Origin of the sequence: Streptomyces sodiiphilus, from assembly GCF_039529215.1 — a bacterium.
GTDB classification, from domain to species: domain Bacteria; phylum Actinomycetota; class Actinomycetes; order Streptomycetales; family Streptomycetaceae; genus Streptomyces; species Streptomyces sodiiphilus.
The window spans coordinates 75,905-94,889 of the sequence record NZ_BAAAMJ010000015.1 but is presented as its reverse complement, the minus strand read 5'-3'; the positions used below and the strand labels follow the sequence as shown (position 1 = coordinate 94,889).

At 71.2% G+C, this 18,985-nt stretch carries 13 protein-coding genes, 1 pseudogene and 3 CRISPR repeat arrays (1 of these 17 only partly in view); of the genes and pseudogenes, 8 read left to right on the top strand and 6 right to left on the bottom strand.

Annotation, left to right across the window (positions count from 1 at the left end; genetic code table 11):
* Positions 1-948: direct repeats of the CRISPR family, unit length 29 nt; unit sequence CTGCTCCCCGCGCACGCGGGGATGGTCCC (it extends 671 nt beyond the left edge of the window).
* A 120-nt stretch (positions 949-1,068) separates the two neighbouring features.
* Both ABD299_RS08915 and ABD299_RS08910 read right to left on the bottom strand, forming a co-directional pair.
* Positions 1,069-1,728, bottom strand: a complete 660-nt coding sequence (locus ABD299_RS08915) for a class I SAM-dependent methyltransferase (RefSeq protein WP_344260165.1) — start codon at positions 1,726-1,728, stop codon at positions 1,069-1,071.
* Positions 1,729-2,006: 278 nt separating this feature from the next.
* Positions 2,007-2,453, bottom strand: a complete 447-nt coding sequence (locus ABD299_RS08910) for a glycine-rich domain-containing protein (RefSeq protein WP_344260163.1) — start codon at positions 2,451-2,453, stop codon at positions 2,007-2,009.
* Positions 2,454-2,636: 183 nt separating this feature from the next.
* Between ABD299_RS08910 and ABD299_RS08905 the strand changes: the two are divergent.
* The 3 genes and pseudogenes from ABD299_RS08905 to ABD299_RS08895 all read left to right on the top strand — a co-directional run.
* Positions 2,637-2,858: pseudogene (locus ABD299_RS08905) on the top strand (helix-turn-helix domain-containing protein); the annotation flags it as partial.
* A gap of 102 nt (positions 2,859-2,960) precedes the next feature.
* Positions 2,961-3,953, top strand: a complete 993-nt coding sequence (locus ABD299_RS08900) for a transcriptional regulator (protein ID WP_344260462.1) — start codon at positions 2,961-2,963, stop codon at positions 3,951-3,953.
* A gap of 117 nt (positions 3,954-4,070) precedes the next feature.
* Positions 4,071-4,770: a CRISPR direct-repeat array (repeat unit 29 nt; unit sequence CTGCTCCCCGCGCACGCGGGGATGGTCCC).
* Positions 4,771-4,998: 228 nt separating this feature from the next.
* The gene (locus ABD299_RS08895) at positions 4,999-5,358 is read left to right on the top strand and encodes a hypothetical protein (RefSeq protein ID WP_344260161.1); all 360 of its coding nucleotides are present in this window, start codon (positions 4,999-5,001) and stop codon (positions 5,356-5,358) included.
* 517 nt (positions 5,359-5,875) lie between these two features.
* Positions 5,876-7,613: direct repeats of the CRISPR family, unit length 29 nt; unit sequence CTGCTCCCCGCGCACGCGGGGATGGTCCC.
* Positions 7,614-7,714: 101 nt separating this feature from the next.
* Here ABD299_RS08895 and ABD299_RS08890 read toward each other — a convergent pair.
* From ABD299_RS08890 to ABD299_RS08880, 3 genes are all read right to left on the bottom strand, one after another.
* Positions 7,715-8,413 carry a maleylpyruvate isomerase family mycothiol-dependent enzyme gene (locus tag ABD299_RS08890; RefSeq protein WP_344260159.1) on the bottom strand — a complete coding sequence of 233 codons (699 nt, stop codon included), beginning with the start codon at positions 8,411-8,413 and terminating at the stop codon, positions 7,715-7,717.
* Between the two features lie 159 nt (positions 8,414-8,572).
* Complete coding sequence (locus ABD299_RS08885; RefSeq protein WP_344260157.1) at positions 8,573-8,785, bottom strand: DUF397 domain-containing protein; 213 nt, start codon at positions 8,783-8,785, stop codon at positions 8,573-8,575.
* Positions 8,782-9,609: a helix-turn-helix domain-containing protein gene (locus ABD299_RS08880; RefSeq protein ID WP_344260155.1), complete on the bottom strand. Its 828-nt coding sequence runs from the start codon at positions 9,607-9,609 to the stop codon at positions 8,782-8,784. Before ABD299_RS08880 ends, ABD299_RS08885 begins: the two co-directional genes overlap by 4 nt.
* A 457-nt stretch (positions 9,610-10,066) precedes the next feature.
* On the opposite strand from ABD299_RS08880, the gene ABD299_RS08875 reads away from it, so the two are divergent.
* Entirely contained in the window at positions 10,067-10,300 is a 234-nt protein-coding gene (locus ABD299_RS08875; protein WP_344260153.1) for a DUF7848 domain-containing protein, read from the top strand.
* Positions 10,301-10,500: 200 nt separating this feature from the next.
* Positions 10,501-10,917, top strand: coding sequence for a hypothetical protein (locus ABD299_RS08870; protein ID WP_344260151.1), 417 nt, complete (start codon positions 10,501-10,503; stop codon positions 10,915-10,917).
* A gap of 423 nt (positions 10,918-11,340) precedes the next feature.
* On the opposite strand, the gene ABD299_RS08865 is transcribed toward ABD299_RS08870, so the two are convergent.
* The gene (locus tag ABD299_RS08865; RefSeq protein ID WP_344260439.1) at positions 11,341-12,594 is read right to left on the bottom strand and encodes a PP2C family protein-serine/threonine phosphatase; all 1,254 of its coding nucleotides are present in this window, start codon (positions 12,592-12,594) and stop codon (positions 11,341-11,343) included.
* 353 nt (positions 12,595-12,947) lie between these two features.
* On the opposite strand from ABD299_RS08865, the gene ABD299_RS08860 reads away from it, so the two are divergent.
* Genes ABD299_RS08860 through ABD299_RS08850 form a run of 3 tightly spaced genes read left to right on the top strand, consistent with a single transcriptional unit; the run spans position 12,948 to position 18,972 of the window.
* Positions 12,948-14,801 carry an AfsR/SARP family transcriptional regulator gene (locus ABD299_RS08860; RefSeq protein WP_344260149.1) on the top strand — a complete coding sequence of 618 codons (1,854 nt, stop codon included), beginning with the start codon at positions 12,948-12,950 and terminating at the stop codon, positions 14,799-14,801.
* A 5-nt stretch (positions 14,802-14,806) separates the two neighbouring features.
* Positions 14,807-17,017 (top strand): TOMM precursor leader peptide-binding protein, encoded by a 2,211-nt coding sequence (locus tag ABD299_RS08855; RefSeq protein ID WP_344260147.1) that lies wholly within the window; start codon positions 14,807-14,809, stop codon positions 17,015-17,017.
* Positions 17,017-18,972: a TOMM precursor leader peptide-binding protein gene (locus ABD299_RS08850; RefSeq protein ID WP_344260145.1), complete on the top strand. Its 1,956-nt coding sequence runs from the start codon at positions 17,017-17,019 to the stop codon at positions 18,970-18,972. Before ABD299_RS08855 ends, ABD299_RS08850 begins: the two co-directional genes overlap by 1 nt.
* The last annotated feature ends 13 nt before the right edge of the window (positions 18,973-18,985 follow it).

Here is an 18,985-nt window from a genome sequence, read left to right as displayed (position 1 = left end):
CTGCTCCCCGCGCACGCGGGGATGGTCCCGAGCGCAACGGCATTGGCACGGATACGTCGCGTCTGCTCCCCGCGCACGCGGGGATGGTCCCCGTATCGCGGGTGTGCTGAACCGCTGGGTGAGCTGCTCCCCGCGCACGCGGGGATGGTCCCAACTTCGTGGCGATCCCGAGCACGTTCGCGGCCTGCTCCCCGCGCACGCGGGGATGGTCCCACCACTCGCTCCGCCGGTGAAACCATTTGGAGCTGCTCCCCGCGCACGCGGGGATGGTCCCGACGACATCAGCTTGGACAAGCCCGCCGACAACTGCTCCCCGCGCACGCGGGGATGGTCCCCTGAGCAGGAGCAGACCCTGGCGGCCATCCTTCTGCTCCCCGCGCACGCGGGGATGGTCCTGCGGTAGTGGAGCCGAGCTCTTTCGCCTGGTCCTGCTCCCCGCGCACGCGGGGATGGTCCCGCGGGAAGCTACCGCACTCGACCCAAGTGAATCTGCTCCCCGCGCACGCGGGGATGGTCCCACATCCCCACCATGGAGGCACTGCTGCGCAACCTGCTCCCCGCGCACGCGGGGATGGTCCCTCGGACTACTACCGGGCCAGCGAGACGGTGACCTGCTCCCCGCGCACGCGGGGATGGTCCCGGCCGGGAGTGCGGCCGAAGCGGCGGGGGGGTCGCTGCTCCCCGCGCACGCGGGGATGGTCCCGCCAACGTGGACCACCTGCTGGTGTCGCCGGGCCTGCTCCCCGCGCACGCGGGGATGGTCCCGTCCACGGCCACCTCGGCGACCGGCCGCTGTCCTGCTCCCCGCGCACGCGGGGATGGTCCCGCGCTGCGCCCCATCACCGGTCACCCCCGAACCTGCTCCCCGCGCACGCGGGGATGGTCCCCCTACTCACGTGAGTGCACTAAACAGGGGGTGCTGCTCCTCGCGCACGCGGGGATGAGCCGGATGGCGATCGTCAACCTACTCTCGTAAGTGGGTTGGCGGCGCGTCCCCTGCGGTGCAGGAAGCATCGTCGGCCGGGGCCGAGTGATAGTCGCTGCTTGGTCTCGGAACGCTGGGAGCGTTCACGCCTTGGCCTGGACGATGAGGGTGCCGACGTTGGCAGGGTCGGGAGCGTCCAGGATGCCTGCCTCGATGTGGGTGAAGCCGTGCCGGTCCAGGATGTCGGCCCAGGTCTCGGGCGGGTAGGCCCAGCGGTGAACCCACAGCTGGCGCCCGGTGAAGCCCTCGCCGTACATGCCCTGCACGCCGTACGAGCCGGGGACGGCGGGTGCGTGGGAGAAGGCGACGGTCCCGCCAGGGTTCAGGTGTGTGCGAACGAGCGGGAGCAGGGTCTCGGGGTCGCTGAACCAGAGGCAGCCCCACACTGAGTAGATCGCGTCGTAGCTCTGTTCGTGGGAGGAGAGGAACGTTAGGGCTTCGGCCTGGACGAACGTGGCGCCCGGGACGTCTCCCCACCGTTGGCGGGCGTTCTCGCATTGGACGGGTGAGAGGTCGATGCCCGTTGCCTTCACCCCCTTGCGGGCCAGGTAGGCAACTGCTCGGCCACGGCCGGAGCCGAGCTCCAACGATGTCGCCGGCTGTCCCAGCAACTCGTCGCCGGGGCCGTGGCCGGGGTACTGGGTCCACTCGAAACGGTGATCACCGTCGGGGTTTTCGGCTGCTTGACGTGCTCCGAGACCCGTAGCGTAGCGATCCCAGTACTGTGCGAGAAGGGTGTTCACGAAGGAGTCCTGTTCGCGTGGGTGGCAATATCGGGCCCACGCTACTGAGGCGATCCCTTGATCGTGGAACGGGTGCGGAAGCCTCACCCGCAATGCGAATATCCATACGGTTGTTGTCGGATGCATATCCGATTGCTGCCAGGATGCTTCGATGCCTGTTGATATGTGATGAGCAGACCCGGTTCGGCGGTCCGGTGTGGTGGCAGTGCTGAGCCGGAAACGCGATCCCCTGATGAGGTGATCGCCGTTTCCGGCTCGTCCGAGTGGTGGAGTGTGGATCAGTGGCAGTTGGAACCCGGCGCGCACGAGCTGCACGCCATGGCGTCCTTCTCCCACAGGGGCCAGTCGATCTTGAAACCGTTCTCCTCGATGATCCGGGCGGTGCGCATCACCGTCCCGTCGGCCTTCCGGACGATCTCCGGAACGTGGTGCAGGAAACGGCCGGAGAAGTGCCGGCGGCAGAAGTTCTCGTAGTGCTGAGTGTCCAGGATGAAGGCGTGAACTCCCATGTCCACGAGCTGGCCGCAGCCGATCTCCAGGCTCTCGCCCCACTTCTCCATGGCGGTGATCAGGTAGGCGATGGCCTGGCCGAAGATGCGCTCTGCCATGACCCGGTCGAAGGGGTGGTCCCGGGTGAGCAGTTCGATCTCCCGGTCCCAGAGGTCTGTGGAGAGGAACGACTTCGGGTCCCGGGTCTGCAGTCGGGATGGGGTCGCGGTTGCCATGAGGTGGCCTCCTCGGTGTGGTGTGATCCGGTGCTGCCAGGACACCTCGGCGCGTGCTGGTGGCGGTAGTGCATTCCCTCACGCTGAAATTCGTTTGCGAATACTGAATGCGCCCTCGACGAAGTCTGCGGAACTGCGTACCGTAGTGCGGTTACGGTCCGGCCGGCATGGGGAGGGGCTGCCGTGGAGATCGCACTTGATCCATTATGGGACTCGGGGAGAATCCGTGCGCTGATCAACAGCGGCGACGCAGGTGGGCTTATCCGATTCGTACGCCAGGAGCGGGGATGGCGGCAAACGGATCTTGGCCGTAGGGCAGGTTACTCGGCCTCGGCGATTTCTCGGCTGGAGAACGCTGGGTCAGTCGCTGACGTGCATGTTCTCAAGTCGATAGCGGCAGCCCTTGAGATACCGGTTGGAGTGATCGGTGCGGTACTCGGTGTAACGGAGCGCTCTGCGGCTAGAGTGGCGCCTGCTCCGAGAAAGGAGCCAGCGGAGGAGGACCCGATGCATCGTCGCACCTTACTCGCGGCCTTCGGGCTGGCCGTACCATCTCATCTTCTTCTGAAGGTGGATGACGCTCTGGCCTCGATGCCCGCACCGGCCGGAGACGTCACTCTATCCACGGGCGCCTCGCAGCTCGCACGCGCAAGAACCTTGTTCGACGGCGGACATCACGCGAACCTGTTGACGTTGCTGCCGCAGCTGCTGGCAGGTGCGCACACGGTTGCAGAGTCGCGCATGCCCGAGGCGTACACTCACCTCGCCGGCTGCTACGGACTGGCCACCGAAGCCCTGACGAAGATCGGCCGATACGCTTCGGCGCGACTGACAGCTGACAGGGCGTCGGTCTACGCGGCCCTGTCGGAGTCGCCGCTGGCAGTGGCGAGTGCCACCAGGTCGCTCGGCATTGTCCTGCGGCACCAGGACCGCGCCGACGCGGCCGAGCGCCTTACCTTGGAGGCCGCCGCGAAGCTGGAATCCTCGACTGGCCTCAGAACGCTCGCCGAACGGGCGGCCTTCGCACAGATGCTGTGCACGGGTTCCTACACGGCGGCACAGAACGGGGACCGGGCCCGAGCGCTTGAGCTCATCGGGGACGCCGAGCGTGCGGCCCGTGCACTGCCACACCGCCCAGTTCCTGGCCAGTCGCCGACTCTGACCCCTGCCGCAGTGCGCCTGTACGAAGTCGGCGTGCACTGGGCACTTGGCGATGCGGGGACAGCCATCCATGCCGGACAGGCCCTGCATCCCCGCCAGTTCCACACGCCGGAACGCCGAGGGCGGCTGCACACCGACCTGGCTCGCGCTTGGTGGCAATGGGGGAAGCCCGAGCAGACGGCGCAGGAGTTGCTGCTCGCTCACCGAGCCGCGCCGGCAGAGGTGAGGGACAGGCCGACGATCAGAGCGATCGTGACGGACCTGGTGCGAGCCCATCCGAGAGCTTCTGGCGTACGGGAGCTGGCTGGGGCCTTGGCGACATCCCGCAGACAGTTGTGAGCGCGGCACGACTACAGGGCCGAACATGGAGAGATGCGAAGAATGGTCGATTTGCCGGAATCTCAACAAGTAAGGAAAAACGGCATACCCAGCCGGTAAACTCCCAGCTCAGCGAGTCTGCTCCCCGCGCACGCGGGGATGGTCCCACCACCACCGTCTTCCGCGCCCGCACCCTCCTCTGCTCCCCGCGCACGCGGGGATGGTCCCCCCGCCGACACTTACACCACGGAATCCACGTCCTGCTCCCCGCGCACGCGGGGATGGTCCCTTGTCAATGATCACACGGCCAATATCACGCGCCTGCTCCCCGCGCACGCGGGGATGGTCCCTGCGAACCGGCCACACCACGGCGAAGAACAGCCTGCTCCCCGCGCACGCGGGGATGGTCCCTCACCACCCGAACCGACCGTCCCCACAATCAGCTGCTCCCCGCGCACGCGGGGATGGTCCCTGCCTGATCAGGCACTTGCCGAGCCAGCTTGACTGCTCCCCGCGCACGCGGGGATGGTCCCCTGACCCGGCCCCGGCCGACCCCCTCCGATGGCTGCTCCCCGCGCACGCGGGGATGGTCCCTGCACCTGCACCGGGCCCGTGCCCCGCAGCGACTGCTCCCCGCGCACGCGGGGATGGTCCCGTGAGGCGCCGCGCGCTGCTCCGCCGGTGCGTCTGCTCCCCGCGCACGCGGGGATGGTCCCACGACATTTCAAAGTCGGATCGGGCAGCGGTACTGCTCCCCGCGCACGCGGGGATGGTCCCGAGGTCATCCAGGCCGGCGCCCCGGCCACCTGCTGCTCCCCGCGCACGCGGGGATGGGCGCCGGGGCGAGGAGGCAGAGGGCTACCGTTCGGCGGCCCGTCCGCTGAGGGCCCGCGCGGGGCCCCGCCTGGATAGCCGGACGAGTCGGCACTCGCCGCCGGACCGGAACCGCCCCGGGTGCCGCAGGCGTCAGTGGGGATGGGGTCAGGTATGAGAGGCGAGCGGGGGTGATCCCGGGGGAGGGGCCATGCAGGAGGGGAGAGGGGTGCCGGGGTTGGGAGCCCGTTTCGTGCGGCGTTTCCCCCGTCTCGGCTTTGCCGTTGGGCTCTTTCTGCTGATCCTGGCCTTCCCCCTGGTGCTGGCTCTCCTGCTGATCTTCCCGGCAGGGCTGTTCTTCCGGGGACAGCCGCCGCTGCCGGACCTCGAGTTCCTTCCCGTGGTTGGCCTGGTAGTGGGGGGAGCGCTGCTCGCCGCCGCGGCGATGTGGCTGTACGACCGCCTCTACCTGAGTGATGACGATCGGGAGGAGACCCGGTACGACCGGGCGCTGAACCGGGTCCTGGTCTGGCTGGGCATTCCTCTGATCGCTTGTTTCATCGTGTTCGACGTTCTGTACCCGTTCTCCGTCCTCGGGCTCGCCCTGCTGTGACCCCACTTCCCGGGGCGGCCACCTGGGGAGCTCCCAGGCCGGCGAAGCAGTCCACGGCGTAGTGGGCTGGATGGGCAGGGCAACCGTCCTGAAGGCGGCAGGTATCGCGGTGAAGGCCACCAGCAGTGCGGTCAGTGCGGAGTCCGTCTGAGCCACCGCCTGTCCCTTATGGGCTTGTCAAGCCGTAGCGGACAGTGGTGGTTGCCCTCGGAGCGTGGCGCAGAGAACGTCGATACGCCGCCTGCCGAGAGCGGTGAAGGGCCATGCCTGGCAGCGGCATGTAGCGGTCTGCGGCGCCTCTCCCTTGTGGTGGAGGTCCGCTTTGAAGATTGAGCAGCACCGAGCCCTGAGCCTCGCCGAACAAGTGTGGTGGACGCGGGCAGTGCCTACGATGGGTCGAGAGCGATGTGCCGCACAGGGAAGCTACGAGCTAGAGGTGAAGAATGGCCGTTTTGTCGGACTCTCCACAAGTGAAGAAAAACGGCCTTCCTCGCTGACAAACCTGCAGGTCAGCAAGTCTGCTCCCCGCGCACGCGGGGATGGTCCCGGAGCCCCATGCGCACACCGCCCACTACGACGCTGCTCCCCGCGCACGCGGGGATGGTCCCAGTCCGAGCTGCCCGGGCGTCATGACTCCAGACTGCTCCCCGCGCACGCGGGGATGGTCCCCGGCGCCCCCGGCTGGCCCCCTGGCCGGGGGCCTGCTCCCCGCGCACGCGGGGATGGTCCCTGGACACCAGCCCCCGGCACGTCACCTGGCGGCTGCTCCCCGCGCACGCGGGGATGGTCCCCACACGCCGAACCCGCACCATGCGAAGCCGAACTGCTCCCCGCGCACGCGGGGATGGTCCCGGCGGACGTCGGAAAGGTCGTGCCAAGTGTTACTGCTCCCCGCGCACGCGGGGATGGTCCAAGAAGTGCCTATAGTTTCCTCAGGCGGAACGTCTGCTCCCCGCGCACGCGGGGATGGTCCCATCGCGTTCAGCATGTTCTCGCTTCGCCCGTGCTGCTCCCCGCGCACGCGGGGATGGTCCCGGCTTTGTCGGCAGCGAGGGGGGTTGGCTGACCTGCTCCCCGCGCACGCGGGGATGGTCCCGTGATGTCGATGCCGTACAAGCTCGGACCTAACTGCTCCCCGCGCACGCGGGGATGGTCCCGGTTTCCACTACATCACATTCAGTGATGCGGGCTGCTCCCCGCGCACGCGGGGATGGTCCCCACGCCGGAAGTGGGGATTCCGGCGTTCTTCACTGCTCCCCGCGCACGCGGGGATGGTCCCGTGCTCCTGGCCGACACCTTCGACCGGACCGACTGCTCCCCGCGCACGCGGGGATGGTCCCGGTCCGTTCTTCGCGCCGCGAGGTGATTGACGCTGCTCCCCGCGCACGCGGGGATGGTCCCGCCATTCGAGCGGCCCGAGTTGGGCGCGTGGCCTGCTCCCCGCGCACGCGGGGATGGTCCCGGGTGGGCGGCACGCTGGTCCGTGTCGCGCTGCTGCTCCCCGCGCACGCGGGGATGGTCCCCACATGGAGTTCCACGCGCTGCGGGTCCCGCTCTGCTCCCCGCGCACGCGGGGATGGTCCCGCGGCCATCCTGTACGCGCGCAACGGGAGCTCCTGCTCCCCGCGCACGCGGGGATGGTCCCATGGCCGTCAGCGCCGGGGACGTCGTCGTGAACTGCTCCCCGCGCACGCGGGGATGGTCCCAGCGTGATCGGGCACAGCGAAGCTACTCGCCGCTGCTCCCCGCGCACGCGGGGATGGTCCCCCGAAAATCCTTTTCGATCGGTTCGGCACGTCCTGCTCCCCGCGCACGCGGGGATGGTCCCTTTCATGATCGCACGGGTGTACGACAGTTGGGCTGCTCCCCGCGCACGCGGGGATGGTCCCGGAGTCATCAAGGACAGCGTTAAGGACTTCACCTGCTCCCCGCGCACGCGGGGATGGTCCTGTCACTGAGGATGGTCAGCCGATTTCGGTTACCTGCTCCCCGCGCACGCGGGGATGGTCCCGGAGTGGCGCTGCGATGGATCCGGGACTACGACTGCTCCCCGCGCACGCGGGGATGGTCCCGTCATCGGCCGCCGCACCAGCGTGGCGGTCGGCTGCTCCCCGCGCACGCGGGGATGGTCCCTCTTCGAAGGGATTCGCGCGGATGTGCGCGGACTGCTCCCCGCGCACGCGGGGATGGTCCCTCGTGTGGATGAAGGAGGCGGAATACCCGTGACTGCTCCCCGCGCACGCGGGGATGGTCCCGACCCCCGCCAGGCACAGGAGTTCGTGTCGTCCTGCTCCCCGCGCACGCGGGGGATGGTTCCTTGAGTCAAGACTGGGCGCTCCTCGGATTTCCCCGAGGGTTACGGGACGAGGGAGTTACGCAAGAGGGCTTGGCCGGCTTCCTGGTTGCCTTCCCACGTGCAGGCTGCCTCTGTGCTCGGGGTGCGGCGGCCCCATAGGGTCAGGAAGAGGGTTTCTGCTGTGGCGGTGAGAGTGGCGACGGGGTCGCCGGGGCCGTAGACCCAGGAGGCGTCTGTGTCGGACGCCACGAGGCGGACCGAGTGCTCCGGTGCTTGCGTGCGTTCGAGGGCTACTTGGCGAGGGGCCATGACTTCCAGCACCTCGGCTACTCCATCTGACGCCAGCTCCGGCTCAATCGTTTGAGGAGCGCCGAGGGCGTGTTCAGCGTCCCATCGGTGGGTGACGGTCTCCATGCATCGGCGGCGCTGCCAGAAGCCGACCGTGTGGGGAGGGTAAATCGTCCATGCGGCGCTGTCGGGATTGCCGTTGAGGGCGGTGAGCAACTGGGAGCAGGTGGCGTCGAACCAACTGACGAAGCCATCGCGGTCGTTGCGGGGAGCCGGTTCGGCTTGGTGGTCACCGTGCTTCTCTGTGATGGCTACCGCTGCCCAGAGGTTGCCTGCGCCCAGGTGTTCGGCCAGGTCCAGCAGTGTCCAGTCGCCGCAGTGTTCGACCGGAGCGGCCAAGTCGCCGCTGAGGCAGTTGCGGAAGGACCCGAGCTCGCGGCAGAGGTAGGAGAGGTAGGCAGGTGAATCCATGCCCCGCAACGTAGTGCGTGGCACGGACAGTTGCGGTTTGGGGGCGGCGTGGGCCCGTTGGTGGAGATGGGGCCGGGGCGGTGGCGGTGGCGGTGGCGGTGGAAGAAGCCTGCTCCTCGTGCCGAGTGTTGGAGGTGGCGACGACACGAGGAGCAGGAGTCAGGACGGGGAGTTGCCGCTCTTGAGTGTCGCTATGAAGCTGGACCAGGCGGGTGTGGGGAAGGCGAGGACGGGGCCGCTGGGGATCTTGCTGTCGCGGACCGGGAGCACCTTGGCGACGGTGTCGGCGACTTCGACGCATTCTCCGCCGTTGTTGCCGCTGTAGCTGGACTTGCGCCAACTGGAGGTCGGGATCTGGCCTGTTGTGATCACGAGTACACGCCCTTTGCAATGGCGGTCATCAGGTCGACGGATGCTTCTGGTGAGAGAGCAGTTGCCCTGAGCAGATCATAGGCACGCGCGACCGTTTCGACATGGCGAGGTTCGGCCGTCACGTGCCCCTCGGGAAAGCCGTCGATGTAGACGATGTCGGAGCCCTCGTCGAAGGCAAGGGCCGCGAAGGATCCGCCCATCGCTGCATGGGTGGTGATAGAAGCAGGGATGATCTGGATCACCGTGCGAGGGTGCTCGCAGGCTGTGAGGAGGTGCTGGAGCTGCCCGCCCATTACCTTCCGACCTCCCACGGTGCGGTGGAGAACCGACTCCTCCAGAATGGCCCAGACCTGGGGAGGATCGTCGCGTGTAAGGATCCGCTGGCGCTCCATCCGAGCTGTCAGGACGTCTTCGGGGTTGTCGAGGCGCCCGGAGGCAAGCACGGCCCGTGCGTAATCCTCGGTCTGCAGCAGGCCAGGGACGACCTGGATCTGGAAGAAGCCGATGGCTTTGGCCACGGCCTCCAGTTCGACGTAAGCGCGGAACCACTTCGGGTAGGCGTGGCGGATGACGAGGGGCCATAGGCGGGCGAGTCTGCCTCCGGTGTTGAAGACGCGGTCGCAGGCCTCGGCGAAGTCGAGTGTCGGGACACGCTGGGCTGTCTCGATCTTGCCCACCAGGGTGGGGTGGCAGTGCACCTCGCGGCCGAGGTCGGCCTTCGACATGCCGTGCTGTTCGCGCTCCAGGCGGACCTCGCGGCCGAAGTGGGCCAGTGTGGAGACGGCCGGGTCCTGGGTTTCTTCGATTTCCTGCTCGACGGTCATGTCGCACCCTCCTTGACCTGGCGAGACGGTGTGACCGTCTCGCTCTGACCGCTGTTCACGCTAGCTCTGCGCGCTCCACTCTGTAAGCGTTTCCTCACGGAGCGCACGAAAGGGTGACAGCAGGGATGAGAAGTGCGGAGGTCGCGATGCGGGATGCCGGTGCGGCCGGTGCCGGTCAGGGCTCGGGGGTGACCGGAAATGGCGGTCCGGCGCTGGTCGGGCAACTCGTCTGGGACGTGGACCGGGCCTGTGCGGCGCGGGTGATGGATGTGCGGGCCGGGAGGGTCTGGCTCCGGGCTCCGGCTGGCGGGCGGGAGTGGGAGAGCGGGCTCGGGCGGCTGCTGCCGTGCGCCGTACAGCCGCAGCCAGAGCCAGAGCCAGAGCCAGAGCCAGAGCCAGGGCCGGGTCCGCAGGCGCAGCCGGACCCGCAGCAGGGCCGGGGCGACGGGGGTGCGCGGTGACGCGGGGGTGGATCGGGCGGCGGCGGTGGGCCATCGGGCCGGACACCGAGCCGGACCGGGAGCCCGAGGTGTACGCGGTGGAGTGCGCTGTGTGCCGGGCCCGGTCGTCGGACGAGGAGAGCGAACGGGCGGCGCAGGACTGGATCTTCGAGCACGCGCGCTACCGCCCGGCGCATCACACCTACCGGTTGTCCACCGTCCGGCCGTGGCGGGCGGTGATGGTGCCGTGAGCGGGGTTTCCGCTGTGGCGGTGCCGTGCGAGCACCGGACGCTTGAGCGGCGGGGGAACCAGAAGGTCTGCACGTCCTGCCGGGGCGCCATCTATCAGCTCGGCCCGGTGGGTTCGGGCGGGGCGGCAGGGCGGCAGGGGGTTCTCATACCGGGGCCGTGGACCGGTGGAGTCCGGGAGGGCGCGGCCGGTGGGGGCGGTGTGCTGCCCACGATGCCGCCGGGGGCGGGGACCGGGGCGCGGAGGCTGGTGGTGGATGCCCGGTTCGTGGCGCCGGTGCCGCTGGTGACGGGCGCGTTCCACTGCGTGTGCCTGGCCTACCGGACGGAGACCGGGGAGGCGTTCCGGCTCGGTTCGCGGATGCCGGCGTCGGCGTGGGGGGCGGTGCTGTGGCTGAGCTGGCGGGCCGCGCACATCGCCGATCAGCTCGATCCGCACGTGGCGCGGCCGGTGCGGGCGTGGCTGGAGGACCGGTCGGAGCAGGGGAGGGCGTTGGACCGGCTGGTGCGCGGGAGGCCGTATGTGCTGCTGATCTGGGACGGTTCGCTCCACTATGTGCTGTCGGTCGCTCCTCGTTCGGACGGTGGTGGCGTGGAGTGCTCGGCGGCCGGTGGTTGAGGGCTGTCGGCGGCTGAAAGGCGACAGCTGAAGAGCTGTGGAAAAGCGGGGAGTTATCCACAGGTTGTGGATACGGCATGTGTATTTCTCGCTACCGGGCCTGTGGCGGCCGGGAGTTCACGAACGAAGAGCCGCTTTGCGGCGGTATGGGGTGTGGTCGCGAGCGAAGGGCCAAGTGGCCGGGGGGTGTTGGTGTGTGCCGCCCGGGGCGGATGCCGGTGGCGCGGCGGTCGTGCGTGGTGGCGGTGCGTGGTGGCTGTGCGTGGTGACGGTGGGAACGTGTGGCCGGCGGGCGGCGCCGGGATCGTTCGGGCGCGGCGGTGGCGCGGCGGCCATTGTTCCATCGGAAGGCGGGCCCGGCGGGAAGCCGGGGGGTGCGCGTCGTGAGGTGGGAAACGGACCGGTCCGTGTCCCGGCGGAGGGCTATGCGTCCGTCCCGGACTCGTCGGTCAGGCGCAGGACGATGAGGGCGGTGTCGTCCGTGGTGCCCTGGGGGTCCTCCAGGTCGGCCAGGAGGGAATCGGCCAGTGCTTCCGGATCCTGCCGGGCGTGCCGGACCAGGCTGCCCGCGAGCCGGGCCAGCCCGATGTCGATGTCCTCCCCGCGGCGTTCGATGAGCCCGTCGGAGTACAGCACCAGGAGGGAGTCCGGCAGGTAGTGGGTGCGGGCCTCGGGGCGGGGGGAGGGCAGGAGCCGGGTGCCCAGGGGCGGATCGGTGGCGCGGTCGAGAAATTCCACGGCGCCGTTGGGGTGCAGCAGGATCGGGGGCGGGTGGCCCGCGCTGCTGTAGGTGATACTGCGCTCCCGGTTGTCGATGACGGCCTGGATGACGGTGGTGGCCTCGGCGCCCTGCACCGATTCCGCGTACACCTCCAGGGCGTCCAGCGCCTGGGCCGGGCCGCCCGCGACCCGCACCGACGCGCTGATCGCGCTGCGCAGCTGGCCCATCACGCCGGCGGCGGCCAGGCCGTGGCCGACGACGTCGCCGACGGCCACGGCGATCCTGCCGTCGGGCATGGTGACCAGGTCGTACCAGTCGCCGCACACGTTGAGCGTGTCGGCGGCGGGCCGGTATCGCACCGCGCCGCGGACCTTCCCGAAGGGCTTGGGGGTGGGGAGCATGGCCGACTGCAGGGTGAGGGCCACCTGCCGTTCCCGGGCGTGTGCCTGGCGCAGGTGTTCGTTGGCCTTGGCCAGTTCCCGGGCGCGTGCGTAGAGCTCCGCCTCCAGGACCTGCTGCCGTTTGCCTCCCTCGGGCATGCCGATGTGCTGGACGAGATCGGTGACCTCCTCCACCCGGTGCATGATCAGCTTGACCTGGCCGTTGGGTCCCAGCACCGGGGCGTTGACCGGGCTCCAGTACTTCTCCTCGAAGACCCCCGGCCGGTCCGTGCGCTCGACGTCGTAGCGCTGGAGGGGCATGGTGTCGGGCGCGGCGCCCTCCAGAACACGCTTGAGGGACGCGCCCAGGTTGCTGGTGCCGGTGGCCCCCGGGTCGGAGGGGTTGTCGGGGAAGGCGTCGAACAGGTGCCGGCCCAGCAGGTCGGGGAGTTCGCGTCCGGTCAGCCGCAGGTAGGCGTCGTTGGCGTCGACGATCGACAGTTCCGGGTCCATCAACAGGACCGCGCTGGGCAGGGCCCGGAACACGGCCGCGTAGTTGATCTCCGGTTCGCTCACTGTCACCGCCTCACCCGACGCGACGCCTCGGCTGTCCTTCCATGCTAGATCCGCGGACCTGCCCCGTCCTGCGCAGAGCCCGGGGCCGGCGGCCGCGGGGCGGGTGGGGTGGTGTGACCGGATCTGGCATCTTGCGGAAGCGGCGAACTTGCAGCATGTGGACACAGGGCCGTCTTCTGCGCTTCGCGGGCGGCCACTACTGTCCTCCTCACAGGAAAAATCCCCCCACTTCTCGACAGCCGGTTTCCGGCTTGTTCAGGCGGTCTCGTCATGAGAACACGCAAGGTTTTATTGATGTTCGTCCCCCCGCCCTTTCCCCGCCCTTCTCCGTGCGTCCGTCCGCTGTGACCGGCATGCGCTTTCAGCTGCTCGGCCCGCTCAGCATCACCGATGGCCAGGACACCGTTGTTCTGCAGGCGTCCAAGCCGGTGAACCTGCTGGCAGCCCTGCTGCTGCATTCCAACACCGTGGTTTCCGCGCATTATCTCCAGCAGATGATCTGGGGGTACGAGCAGCCCGCCACGGCGAAGGCCGCGTTGCAGACGTGTGTGCTGCGGCTGCGCCGGCTCTTCGCCCGGCACGAGATTGTGGACACCTCGATCGAGGCGGTTCCCGGTGGTTATCGCATTACCGCGGACACCCGTACGCTCGATCTTCTGGAATTCCGGGCGCACGTGCGGGAGGCTGCCCTGGCCGGGGACGATCCGGTGGCCGAGCTGCGTTCGCTGCGGCGGGCGCTGTCGCTGTGGCAGGGCTCGCTGCTGGCGAACGTCCGCTCGGAGCTGATGCAGCGCGACGAGGTGCCGCGGCTGACGGAGGAGTGGCTGCGGACGGTGGAGCGGGTCTGCGATCTCCAGCTCGCCATGGGGCACTGCGGGGAGGCGCTGGTCGAGCTGTGGAGCGCGACCCGGGCCCATCCGGACCACGGGCGGTTCCGGGAGCAGCTCATCGAGGCGCTGTACCGCACGGGCCGGCAGACCGAGGCGCTGGCGGAGTACCGGGCGTTCCGTGACTACCTGCGGCAGGAGCTGGGGGTGGACCCGTCCCCGGCGCTGAAGCGGCTGGAGATGGCCGTGCTGCGCGGGGAGGACCTGGGTCCTGCGGTGGGGTCCGCCGTGCTGCCGGGCGGATCCGCGCCTGCCGGGCTGCCGCCGGCCGGGGGTGCCGGCGGCCCGGCTTCGGTTCCGTCTTCCGCCGTGGGCACCGCACGGCGGGAGGCGGATTTTTCGGCGGTGCCTTCTTTCACAGGTCGCACCGGTGATGTGCGGGCGCTGGTGGATCGGCTCACGGCGGCGCCGGACGCGCGGACGGCGCCGGTCACGGAGCTGATCTGCGGGGCGGCCGGGATCGGCAAGACGGCGCTGGCCCAGCAGGTGGCGCATCTGGTGCGCGACAGCTTTCCCGGCGGCCGGCTGCTGGTGCGGATGACCGGGCCCGACGGCTCCGCGCGGCCCGCCGAGGAGGTGGCCGCCGAGCTGGCCGAGGCGTGGCCAGGGTGGGCGGAGGGGGCCGGGCCGGGCCCGCGGGGGGCGGACGAGCGCGCGCTGCTGGTCCTGGACGACGTGACGGATGCCGGGCAGGTGCGGCCGCTGCTGCCCGTGCCGCCGTCGCACGCGGTGCTGGTGACCAGCCGGATGGCGCTGGGCGGGCTGGTCGCCCGGTACGGGGGCCGGGTGCGGCGGCTGGACGTGTTCGGCCCCGGCGAGTCGCATCGGCTGCTGGAGTCCCTGCTGGGCGCGGACCGGGTGGCCGCCGAGCCGGAGGCCGCCCGGCTGCTGGCCGAGGGGTGCGGCCACCATCCGCTGGCGCTGCGGGTGCTGGCCACCCGGCTGCTGACGCGCCCCGGGCTGCTGCTCGCGGATGCCGAGCGGTGGCTGGCCGAGGACCCGATGGCGGCGCTGGCGCTGCCGGACGACCCGCTGATGTCCGTGGAGCGGGTGCTGGGAGAGGCGCTGGGGCGGCTCGACCCGTCGCTGGCGGAGGCGGCCCCGGCCCTGGGGCGGCTGCCCCGCGCGGTGTTCGACGCGCGGGAGGCCGCCGGGGAGCTGCGGCTGCCGGTGGGGGAGACCCAGCGGGTCCTGGAGCGTCTGGCCGATGCCGGGCTGCTGGAGGACGGCCCGCCGGGCCCCTACCGCGTCCACGAACTGTTCCGCCGCTATGCCCGCCACTGTGCTTCCGACCTCTGCCTTCCACCACAGAAAGTGTGACCGGTATGCCCGCTGCTTTTGACCGTCTCGCCGGAACCCGGCCCCGCATCAGCCGTGACGTGCTGTTCACGCAGAGCCCGGGCGGGGTGCTCTTCCACAACGCCGACGGCGGCTTCCTGCTCAGGGGCCGCACGGCCTACCGCTTCGCCTCGCTGATCGTTCCGCACCTGGACGGCTCGCACCGGCTGTCGGACATCTGCACCGGGTTCGGCGAGCAGCAGCGGGCCATGGTGGCCCACCTGGTGGGGTCGCTGTACGAGAAGGGGTTCGCCCGCGACGCCGGGCCGGACGACGGTGAGGAGACCGGCGGCCCCGGGCTGCCGGAGGCGGTGGCCGGGCGGTTCGCGGCGCAGATCGCCTACATCGACCACTACGGGGACGACGCCGGGCGGCGGTTCGCCGCCTACCGGAACACCTCGGTGGCGGTGCTCGGCGAGGGGGAGACGGCCCGCTGGGCCGTGCTGTCCCTGGTGCGCAACGGCTGCGCCCGGATCACCGCCGAGGGGGCGGCGCCGCAGGCGGTCGCGGAGGCGGCGGAGCTTGCGGAGGCGGGCTGCCCGGTGGAGCTGGACGTTCCGGAGGCCGGCCGGCGGGAGCTGCCGGGGACGGCGGGTTTCGACGTGCTGCTGGTGGCCGGGGACGACGCGGGCCCGCGCACGCACCGGCTGCTGGGCGCCGGTCTCGCCGAGGGGCAGGTGGTCATCCCGGTGTGGACGTTCGGGTCGCGGGTGGTGGCCGGGCCGCTGAGCCGGGCGGGCGGCACGGGCTGCTGGTCGTGCGCGGTGCTGCGGTTCGGTGACACCACGGACGCGGGGGCGGCGGCCGAGCTGTGGAGCCGGATCGCCGGCAGTGCCCGGCCGGGCCCGGCGACCGGGGCGGAGCGGGTGCGCGGTCCGCTGGCGGCGATGATGGGCAATCTGCTGGGGTTCGAGGCGTTCCGGGTGGCGGCCGGGGTGCAGCGGGCGGAGACCGACGGGCACGTGATCGTGCAGGACATCGAGTCGCTGGACGTGGTGGCCGAGCCGCTGCATCCGCATCCGCGCTGCCGGAGCTGCGTGAGTGGGGCGGCGGGGGACGTGCTGCCGGACGAGCCGGTGGTGGCGCGGTCCACCGAGGTGGCCACGGCCCGGGACGCGGAGGATCTGGTGGCCCGGCTGAACGGCCTGAGCCAGTCGCTGGTGCGGGAGCGCACCGGGGTGATCAGCCGCTGGGACGACGAGGTGCTGACCCAGACGCCGCTGAAGATCGCGCGGTTGGAGATGCCGCTGGGCCGGGCCGGGCGGCGCACGCTGTCGGCGTTCGACGTGCACCATCTGGCCGGTGCCCGGCTGCGGGCGCTGCGGGCCGCGGCGTGCGTGTACGCGACGCACATGGTGCCGCCGGGCACGGTGCCGGGCGGTGCCGGGCAGGAGGAGCAGGCGCTGGTGCCCGCGGCGCTGACCTGTGACGGCGGGACGGGCGCGGCCAGGGAGGACATCGCCGCGTGGGTGCGGGCGGTGTCGCTGCTGACGAAGGAGCCGGTGCTGGTGCCGGCGGCGGCCGTGCACCCGGCGGGGGAGCACAACCGGGAGCGGCTGGTGCAGGCCGGCGGCGCCGGGGCGGGCGCGGGGGAGTCCCCGCAGGAGGCGGCCGGTGACGGGCTGCTGTCCGCGCTGGCGCACGACGCGCTGATGCGGGCGGTGCGCGGCGGCGGCAGGGTGCGGCTTCTGGAGGCGGGTGACGACGCGGAGCTGGTGTTCCTGCGGAAGTCGGCGCGGAACCTGGAGCTGGACGCGGAGCTGCTGGATCTGGGCGAGGGGGAGCACTCGGGGGCGCACGTGGTGCTGGCGCGCGAGACGGCGCCGGCCGACGGGGGTGCCGGCGCCGGCCGGTGGGCGGTGGGCTGTGCCCTGACCAGGCGTGCGGCGGCGGCGTCGGCGCTGCGGGACCTGCTGGGGCAGGTGCAGCTGGCGGCGGAGACCGGGGAGGTGGCGGACACCGGGGATCCGCTGGTGGTGGCGTTCGAGCCGGGCACCGTGCGGGCCGGGGACGGAACGCTGCCCGAGGCCGGTGACCCGGCCGGTGAGACTTCCGGGGCCGGTGAGTCGTTCGGGCCGGTGCTGGAGCGGCTGCGGGCCGCCGGCCGGGACGTGCTGCACGTGGCGACGACCCCGGCCGACCTGCTGGCCGGCGGCGTGCACACCGCCCGGGTGCTGCTCACCCGCGGGGAGCGCTGATGCTGACCCTTGACGCCCCCGCGCACGCGCCGGAGCGGGCGAGTGCCGAGGTGCCCGGGCCGGTGGCCGGGGCCTGCCGGGAAATGGCGGAGCTGACCGGCCGGTCGCTGGCCGCGCTCGGCCGGCCCGAACGGGTGACGGTCGCCGCCCTGGGGGTGCGCGACGCGATCGCCGACCCGGGTGACCGGCCCGCCGACCCGGCCGTCCCGGTGTGGCTGTACGGCAGACACGCCGTGCTCGGCCCGCTGCCCGGCCGTGACGAGCCGCCCTGCCCGCTGTGCCTGGAGCGCCGCTGGCAGCTGTCGCGGTACGAGTCGCTGCGGGACGCCGTGGAACGAGGGGCGGGCACCGGCGCGGCCGGGCGCCCCCCGTGGGTCACGCCGTTCGCCGCCGACGCGGTGGCCGCCGCGCTGGCCGGCTGGCTGGCCGAGGACCGGCCCCGGCCCGGGGTTCTGCTGGTGGACCTGGCGGAACTGACCGTCCGGCGGTATCCGCTGGTGCCCGACCCGGAGTGCCCGCGCTGCGGCGGGCTCGGCCCGGACTCCGCGGATGCGGCCGCGATCGAGCTGCGGCCCGCCCCGGTGCACCGGCCCGGCGCCTCCCGGGTGCGCCCGCTGGACGACTACGACCTGCCGGTGGCCGCCTACGCCAACCCGGTGTGCGGGGTGCTGGGCCGCTCGCTGGTCTACGACGTGTCCTCCACGTCCACCTCGGCGACCATCGGCTGCTTCACCGAGCGGTCGGGCGCCGGACTGGTCGAGACGTTCTGGGGCGGGCACGCCGACAGCTACCGGGACAGCGCCCGCATCGGCGTCCTGGAAGGGCTGGAGCGCTACGCCGGGGCCCGGCCCCGGGCCCGGACCACCGCCGTCACCGGCAGCCTGGAGCAGCTGCGCGAGCGGGGCCACACCGTGCTGGACCCGGCGGTGTGCGGGCTGTACTCGGAGGAGTTCCACCGCACCTACCCCAAGGCCCAGCCGTTCCGGGCGGACCTGGAGATCCCCTGGGTGTGGGGCCACTCGCTGCGCGACGACGGGCCGGTTCTGGTGCCGGAGATCCTGACGTACTACCAGTCGGGCAGCCTGTACCGGCGGTTCGTGCAGGAGAGCTCCAACGGCTGCGCCTCCGGCGGCAGCGTGGAGGAGGCGGTCTACTTCGGGCTGCTGGAGGTCATCGAGCGCGACGCGTTCCTGCTGGCCTGGTACGGCAGGGCCCGGCTGCCGGAGATCGACCCGCGCACCAGCACCAGCCCCGCCACCGTGCAGATGGTCGACCGGCTGGAGATGTACGGCTACGAGGCGCGGTTCTTCGACACCCGGATCAGCTTCCCCGTACCGGTGATCACCGGAGTCGCCGAGCGGTTCGACGGCGGGCCGGGCCGGATGTGCTTCGGCGCCGGTGCCGGGCTGGACGCGGAGTCGGCGCTGGCGTCCGCGATGTGCGAGATCGCCACCGACTCGGTCAACCTGCCCGGCCGGTTCGCCTACGACGAGACCCGGCTGCGGGCCATGGCCGCCGACTACCGCAAGGTCGTCCAGCTCCACGACCACCCGATGCTGTACGGCGTCCCGGAGATGGGCGCGCACGCCGAGTTCCTGCTCGGTGCCCCGGGCGCGCCCCGCCCGCCGGCGCACAGCATGGCCGACCGGTTCGGCGACGGCTCGGTGCCCCAGCCGACCGGGGACGTGCGCGAGGACCTGACGGCATGTCTGGAAGCGGTCACAGCGGCCGGGTTCGACGTGATCGCGGTGGACCAGACCGTCGCCGAGCAGCGCCGGATGGGACTGCACACCCTCTCGGTGCTGGTGCCCGGGCTGATCCCGATCGACTTCGGCTGGTCCCGGCAGCGCGCCCGGCACATGCCGCGGATGTTCACCGCGCTCCGCGAGGCCGGGCTGAAGGACACCGACCTGACCCCCGGCACCCTCAACCCCGCGCCTCACCCCTTCCCCTGACCGCGGCCGACGA

Coding starts and splice junctions, on each gene's coding strand:
- ABD299_RS08880 (WP_344260155.1), bottom strand. CDS start 9,609: ATGACCGTCGAGCAGGAAATCGAAGAAACCCAGGACCCGGCCGTCTCC.
- ABD299_RS08890 (WP_344260159.1), bottom strand. CDS start 8,413: ATGGATTCACCTGCCTACCTCTCCTACCTCTGCCGCGAGCTCGGGTCC.
- ABD299_RS08910 (WP_344260163.1), bottom strand. CDS start 2,453: ATGGCAACCGCGACCCCATCCCGACTGCAGACCCGGGACCCGAAGTCG.
- ABD299_RS08855 (WP_344260147.1), top strand. CDS start 14,807: ATGCCCGCTGCTTTTGACCGTCTCGCCGGAACCCGGCCCCGCATCAGC.
- ABD299_RS08860 (WP_344260149.1), top strand. CDS start 12,948: ATGCGCTTTCAGCTGCTCGGCCCGCTCAGCATCACCGATGGCCAGGAC.
- ABD299_RS08900 (WP_344260462.1), top strand. CDS start 2,961: ATGCATCGTCGCACCTTACTCGCGGCCTTCGGGCTGGCCGTACCATCT.
- ABD299_RS08850 (WP_344260145.1), top strand. CDS start 17,017: ATGCTGACCCTTGACGCCCCCGCGCACGCGCCGGAGCGGGCGAGTGCC.